General features: G+C 66.7%; 8 protein-coding genes, 1 tRNA gene and 1 pseudogene. 8 read left to right on the forward strand and 2 right to left on the reverse strand.

Annotation, left to right across the window (positions count from 1 at the left end; genetic code table 11):
• Positions 1-126 (forward strand): annotated as a pseudogene (gene tuf / locus ACMUOO_RS16105) (elongation factor Tu); the annotation flags it as partial.
• An 86-nt stretch (positions 127-212) separates the two neighbouring features.
• Here tuf and ACMUOO_RS16110 read toward each other — a convergent pair.
• Entirely contained in the window at positions 213-464 is a 252-nt protein-coding gene (locus ACMUOO_RS16110) for a hypothetical protein (protein ID WP_301917202.1), read from the reverse strand.
• A gap of 463 nt (positions 465-927) precedes the next feature.
• Between ACMUOO_RS16110 and ACMUOO_RS16115 the strand changes: the two genes are divergently transcribed.
• The 6 genes from ACMUOO_RS16115 to ACMUOO_RS16140 all read left to right on the forward strand — a co-directional run bounded on the left by ACMUOO_RS16115 (position 928) and on the right by ACMUOO_RS16140 (position 4798).
• Positions 928-1224, forward strand: coding sequence for a ribbon-helix-helix domain-containing protein (locus ACMUOO_RS16115; protein ID WP_301917201.1), 297 nt, complete (start codon positions 928-930; stop codon positions 1222-1224).
• Between the two features lie 89 nt (positions 1225-1313).
• Entirely contained in the window at positions 1314-1709 is a 396-nt protein-coding gene (locus ACMUOO_RS16120) for a VOC family protein (protein WP_301917200.1), read from the forward strand.
• A gap of 33 nt (positions 1710-1742) precedes the next feature.
• Complete coding sequence (locus ACMUOO_RS16125; protein WP_301917199.1) at positions 1743-2264, forward strand: Twin-arginine translocation pathway signal; 522 nt, start codon at positions 1743-1745, stop codon at positions 2262-2264.
• A 16-nt stretch (positions 2265-2280) separates the two neighbouring features.
• On the forward strand, positions 2281-3849 hold the full coding sequence (locus ACMUOO_RS16130; protein WP_301917198.1) for a GMC family oxidoreductase: 1569 nt from the start codon (positions 2281-2283) through the stop codon (positions 3847-3849).
• Positions 3850-4018: 169 nt separating this feature from the next.
• Entirely contained in the window at positions 4019-4684 is a 666-nt protein-coding gene (locus ACMUOO_RS16135; protein WP_301917203.1) for a CatB-related O-acetyltransferase, read from the forward strand.
• 38 nt (positions 4685-4722) lie between these two features.
• Positions 4723-4798, forward strand: a tRNA-Trp gene (locus ACMUOO_RS16140).
• A gap of 13 nt (positions 4799-4811) precedes the next feature.
• Here ACMUOO_RS16140 and ACMUOO_RS16145 read toward each other — a convergent pair.
• On the reverse strand, positions 4812-5720 hold the full coding sequence (locus tag ACMUOO_RS16145) for a DMT family transporter (protein WP_301917445.1): 909 nt from the start codon (positions 5718-5720) through the stop codon (positions 4812-4814).
• 235 nt (positions 5721-5955) lie between these two features.
• Here ACMUOO_RS16145 and secE point away from each other — a divergent pair, with 235 nt between their 5' ends.
• Positions 5956-6150, forward strand: a complete 195-nt coding sequence (gene secE, locus ACMUOO_RS16150; RefSeq protein WP_301917444.1) for a preprotein translocase subunit SecE — start codon at positions 5956-5958, stop codon at positions 6148-6150.
• Positions 6151-6241 lie beyond the last annotated feature (91 nt).

A 6241-nucleotide genomic window follows, 5' to 3' on the forward strand; every position in this document is an offset into this window, starting at 1 on the left:
GGCGACAACCTGAAGTTCGAGGTGGAACTCATCGCGCCGATCGCGATGGAGGAAAAGCTCCGCTTCGCCATCCGCGAAGGCGGCCGCACCGTCGGCGCAGGCGTCGTCTCGAAAATCCTGAAGTAAGACACGAGAGCGGATCGAACCAAGAGGTAAGGCGGCCCGTCAGGGCCGCCTTATGCATTTCCGGCAAGGCCGCGCCACCGCCGGGATCAGTTCTCGCCGATGATCTTCAAGACCTGGGCCCGCACGCCTTCATTCATTTTCTTGGAGTCGACGATGGAAATGATCTCGCGCATCTGCGCCAGCGTGAGTTTGTCCATCTCTTCGCTCGGGATGCGGAGCTCGATCAGGAAGGCCCTGAGCGTGTCCTGCACCATCTCGAATTCCGCCATGGCATGGGCGGCCGATCCGAAGCCGGCGAGCGCCGATGCGGCGGTGAGGGCGAGAATCGTGCGTTTCATGGAATGTTTCCCTTCGTGATTGGCGTTGCCGGGCGTCCGACCCGGATCGCGTGCTTGCGATGGGCTCACGCTAGCGACGGGCCGCCCGGGTCCGAACACACGTCTTTCTCCCGTAACATCACGCCCCGGCGATGGCGGGGCCGGTATTCGTGAACGTCGTCACCCGCCCGTGAGAAATGCCCTCGGGATTGTGAGAACGTGGCCGCGGAACGGGCACTCCCGCTTTCATGCGGACCGGCGCGCCGATGCACGTGTTACAGTCCTGACGCCCGCCCGGCCCCGGTCACAAGCCGGCGAGGTCACGCCTGCGCGATCGGCGCGTCCGGCGCAGGCACGGCGGCGTGAGTGCCCGGCCCGACCGCCCGGCGGGCGGCGGGAACCGTGCCCCTCGCCGACAAGTTGACGATTCGTGCGAAGCCGCCCACAATCGTGCGCTGCACAGTCATGCTGGGGAGGGCAGACCATGTGCCAGATCTTCGCAGGCCAGAATCCGGGCCGCTACGAGTCCGAAACCCGCCGCCTGAGGCTAAATGGTCAGAGCACGTCGATCCGGCTTGAGCGCGCCTTCTGGCGCATCCTCGACGAGATCGCCGCGCGCGAGGGGCTGTCGACTCCTGCCTTCATCTCGAAACTCCACTCCGAGGTGCTGGAACTGAGGGGCGAGGCGCCGAACTTCACGTCGCTCCTGCGCTGCGCCTGCACCATCCACCTCGGCGAGCTCGATCGGGACGAGGCCACCGCGCGCATCGCCGCCGAATAGGCGGAAAAACCGGCTGTAGTATCGGGTTACTACCACCCGTCTGAATTGGTCATCTAACTTTACCAAAATCGCCTGATTTTGGAGGGCATATGGCCAAGGCAATTCATTCGATGATCCGCGTGCTCGACGAGGCGCGATCGGTGGATTTCTATTCCCGCGCCTTCGGGTTCAAGATCGCCGACCGGCTCGATTTCGAGAGCTTCACGCTGATCTATCTGTCGAACGCCGAGTCGAGCTTCGAGCTTGAACTTACGGTCAACAAGGGGCGGACGGAGCCCTACAACCTCGGCGACGGCTACGGCCATCTTGCCGTCTCGGTCGCGGACGTGACGGCCGAGCACGCGCGGCTCACCGCCGCGGGTCTCGGCCCGCGCAAGCTCGTGGACTTCAGGAACGGCGACACGCTGGTGGCGCGGTTCTTCTTCATCGCGGATCCCGACGGCTACCAGATCGAGGTTCTCGAACGCGGCGGACGCTTTCTATAGGCGCCCGCCCTTGTGATCTCTAGGGAGGAGAGAATGACAAGCAACGAACGGAAGGGCCTGACCCGCCGCGCGCTTCTGGCGCGGTCGGTCGCGGCAGGGACGCTCACGGTCATCGGCGCGGGCTTCATCGCCGCACCGAACGCGGCCTGGGCGCTCGAGGTGAGCGTCATCAGCGAGCACGAGATGGCGACGCTCTTGCAGATGGCGCGCGACATCTACCCGCACGACCGGATTGCCGACCGGTTCTACGCCGTCGCCGTCAAGGGCTACGACGCCGAGGACAAGAAGGCGATGGTGGCCGAGGGCGTTGCAGCGCTCGATGCCGCGGCGAAGGCCGCGGGGCATGCCGACTACGTCTCCGTCGGCTGGGAGGAGGACCGGGTGAAGCTCCTTCAGGGGATGGAGGACAGCGCCTTCTTCCAGACCGTGCGCGGCGGGCTCGTCACCGGGCTCTACAACCAGAAGGAAGTCTGGCCGCTCTTCGGCTACGAGGGCGAGAGCTTCTCCAAGGGCGGTTACATCAACCGCGGCTTCGACGACATCAACTGGCTCTGACCGCGGGGAGGCTCACATGGTTGCGAAATTCGATCTGAACGACGACTCGGTCGTCGTGGTCATCGGCACCGGCGCCGGCGGCGGGGTGCTTTCCAACGAACTGGCGCAGAAGGGCGTCAAGGTCGTGGCGCTGGAGGCGGGTGGGCGCTACCTGCCCGAGGACTTCATCAACGACGAGTGGGAAAGCTTCGGCCAGCTCGCCTGGACCGATGCGCGCACCACAAGCGGAGACTGGCGGGTGGCCAAGGACTTCTCCGGCCTGCCGGCCTGGATCGTCAAGGCCGTCGGTGGCACCACCACCCACTGGGCGGGGGCCTCGCTGCGCATCCAGGACCACGAGTGGAAGGCGCTGACAAACTACGGCGCGGTCGAGGGGGCGAGCCTTCTCGACTGGCCGATCGACGGGGCCGAGATGGCGCCCTGGTACGAGAAGGCCGAGGCGAAGCTCGGCGTCACCCGCACCGGCGACCGCGCGGGCCTGCCCGGCAACAACAACTACAAGGTCTTCGAGAAGGGCGCGCTCGCGCTCGGCTACAAGGAGGTCCACACCGGCCGCATGGCGATCAACTCGGCCGAGTATGACGGCCGAATGGCCTGCCAGCAGACCGGCTTCTGCTTCCAGGGCTGCAAGTGGGGCGCGAAGTGGTCATCGGCATATACCGACATCCCGCGTGGGGAGGCGACCGGCAATCTCGAGGTCCGCGATCATGCCCATGTCGCCCGAATCCTGCACGACGACAGCGGCAAGGTGACGGGGGTCGAGTATTTCGACAAGGACGGCGCCCTGCAGATGCAGAAGGCGCGCATCGTCTGCGTCGCCGGCAACTCCTTCGAATCGCCTCGGCTCCTGCTGAACTCGGCGTCGAGCATGTTCCCGAACGGCCTCGCCAACTCCTCCGACCAGGTGGGCCGGAACTACATGCGCCACATGACCGGCTCGGTCTATGCGGTCTTCGACAAGCCGGTGCGGATGTGGCGGGGCACCACCATGGCCGGCATCGTCCAGGACGAGGCGCGGCACGATCCCGCGCGCGGCTTCGTCGGCGGCTACGAGCTTGAAACCCTGTCGCTCGGCATCCCGTTCATGGCGGCGTTCCTCAACCCCGGCGGCTGGGGGCGCAGCTTCACCACCGCGCTCGACGCCTACGAGAACATGGCCGGCATGTGGATCGTCGGCGAGGACATGCCGCAGGCGACGAACCGGGTGACGCTCTCCGAGACGAAGGACCAGTGGGGCCTGCCGGTGGCGAACGTCAACTTCTCGGACCATCCGAACGATGTGGCCATGCGCAACCACGCCTATGCGAGAGGAGAGGCGATCTACAAGGCGGTGGGGGCCACCCGGACCTTCCCGACGCCGCCCTATCCCTCGACCCACAACCTCGGCACCAACCGGATGTCGGAAAAGCCGGAGGACGGCGTCTGCAACAAGTGGGGCCAGACCCATGACATCGCCAACCTCTTCATCTCGGACGGCAGCCAGTTCACCTCCGGCGCGGCGGAAAACCCGACTTTGACGATCGTGGCGCTGGCGATCCGCCAGGCCGACCACATCGCCTCCGAGATGGCCGCGGGCAATCTCTGAGCAATCGCGCAACAGCTTCGGCGCGCCGGACCTGCCGGCGCGCCGTTCCCTTTGACAGAGGCTCCGTCGGCCGGCATAAGCGGCCATCCCGATGGAGGCGACGATGGACCAGCACCTTTCCTGATTCCGCATTTTCCGCGCGACCCAGAAAGGATGTCCCATGACCCGCATGCCCGACGCCGCCGCGCGTCACCCGCTCGTCTTTCCCGACGGCACCGCCCATCGCCAGATGGTCAACCTCGCCGTCGCCATCGACCATCCGAACTGGCGGATCGGCCGCAACGCCTACGCCAACGACTTCGAGCCGCCCGGGGACTGGGCGGCGCGGCTCGCCCCCTATCTCTATCCCGGCGCGCCCGAGACCCTGACCATCGGCCCCTTCTGCCAGATCGCGCACGGGGCGCGGTTCATCACCGCCTCGGCCAACCACCCGATGGACGGAATCTCGACCTATCCCTTCCCGGTCTTCGACCCCGAGGCACTGGCATCCTACCGTGACGGTTTCGCCGGCCTTCCCGACACGGTGATCGGCCCCGACTGCTGGATCGGCCACGGCGCGCTGATCCTTCCCGGCGCGCGGCTCGGGGCCGGGGTCATCGTCGGCGCCGGAGCGGTCGTCTCGGGCGAGGTGCCACCCTGTGCGATCGTCGCGGGCAACCCCGCACGGGTGATCCGCCGCCGCTTCACCGAAGCCGAGATCGAAATGCTCCTTGCCCTCGCCTGGTGGGACTGGCCCGACGATCGTCTCGCCGCCGCGATCCCCCACCTCGCCGCCGCGATCCCCCACCTCGCCGCGCGCGACATCGCCGCACTCGCGCGTGAAAAGCCCGCTTGATTTCGTCCGGCCGCTGGCTTAGGTGACAGGCCGGCCACAGGGGTATAGCTCAGCTGGTAGAGCGACGGTCTCCAAAACCGTAGGTCGCGGGTTCGAGCCCTGCTGCCCCTGCCAGGCCGGTCTCCGTTCAGGGTTGCTCGAAGTCGCGCGGCGTCTCCGCGCCCGCCTTGCGTTCGCGTATCGAGATGTAGACGGCGCTGGCAATCAGGATGCCGACGCCGACGAAGGTCCAGCCGTCGGGGAAATCGCCGAAGAACCACCAGCCCGCGACGGTCGCCATCACCATCTCGGTGTAGGCGAGCGGGGCGAGCAGCGAGGCCTCGCAGTGGTCATAGGCCCGCACGATCAGGAAATGCCCGCCCGTCGCGATCACACCAAGGAGCAGGAAGAGCCCCCATTCCACCGGCTCCGGCGCCTGCCACACCGGCCAGACCGCAAGAGTCGCGATCCCCGCGCCGAGCAGGCTGGTGTGAAAGGTCGTCACCATCGCGTGACTGCGCCCCGAGATCCGCCGCGTCATCAGCATGTAGAGCGCAAGCGAAAGCCCCGCCATCAGCGCCAGAACCATGCCCGGACTGACCGTCTGGAACCCAGGCCGGATGATGACGAGCGTGCCCAGGAACCCCGCCGCCACCGCCGCCCATCGGCGAGGTCCGACATGTTCGCCGAGCACAAGGGGCGAGAGCGCGGTGACGATCAGCGGCTGCACGAAGAAGATCGCCAGCGCATCGGCGATCGGCAGGTACTTCAGCGACCAGAAGAACGAGAACGTTGCCGCAATCAGGAAGCCCGCGCGGAAGAGGTGATAGACCGGCCGGTCCGGGACCAGAGCCGCTGCCCCGCCGATCCTGAGCACGAAGGGCAGCGTCAGGAGCGCGCCGAAGGCCATCCGCGCCCAGACCGCCTGCATCACCGGCAGCCCGCGCTGGCCGAGATGCTTGGCCACCACGTCAAGGAAGGGGAGCAGAGCCATCGCCCCGAGCATCAGCGCGACCCCGGTCAGGGTGCGGCCGCGTTCGGGCGTCGTCGGGGGCATCGCCGGGTCTCCTGCCAGGGTCTCCGCCGCTTGGTAGGCCGCCCCGTGCGCTGCGGCAAGGCCCGGGGCCGGCAGCGCCCCGGATTGCCCGCTTGCCTTTCGCCGCGTGCGTGCTGGTCAATCGGGATGCTGACCAAAAAACCGACGCGAAACGGACGGATGCGCGCCGCTTGAATTCGCCCCCGCATGGGCGTATCTCCCTCCCGTTGCAGCAAGAGCCGAAGGCGAGACAGGCATGGCCACAAACCCCCTCCAGTTCCTCCAGCAGGTCCGCTCCGAGACCGCCAAGGTCCACTGGCCGACCCGCAAGGAAGTGGTGACAACCACGATCATGGTCTTCATCATGGCGGCCCTGACCTCGGTCTTCTTCTTCCTCGTCGATCTTCTCATCCGAACCGGGCTCACGGCGATCCTCGGGATCGGCGGCTGAGGTCCATTCGGCCTTGAAATCGCACGGGAACGCTTGTAACTGAGGCGGACTTTCCCGGAACCGGCGCGCAACGATTCGGTATGCGCGCTGT

The sequence above is a fragment of the Albidovulum sp. genome (genome assembly GCF_041919395.1).
GTDB lineage: Bacteria > Pseudomonadota > Alphaproteobacteria > Rhodobacterales > Rhodobacteraceae > Albidovulum.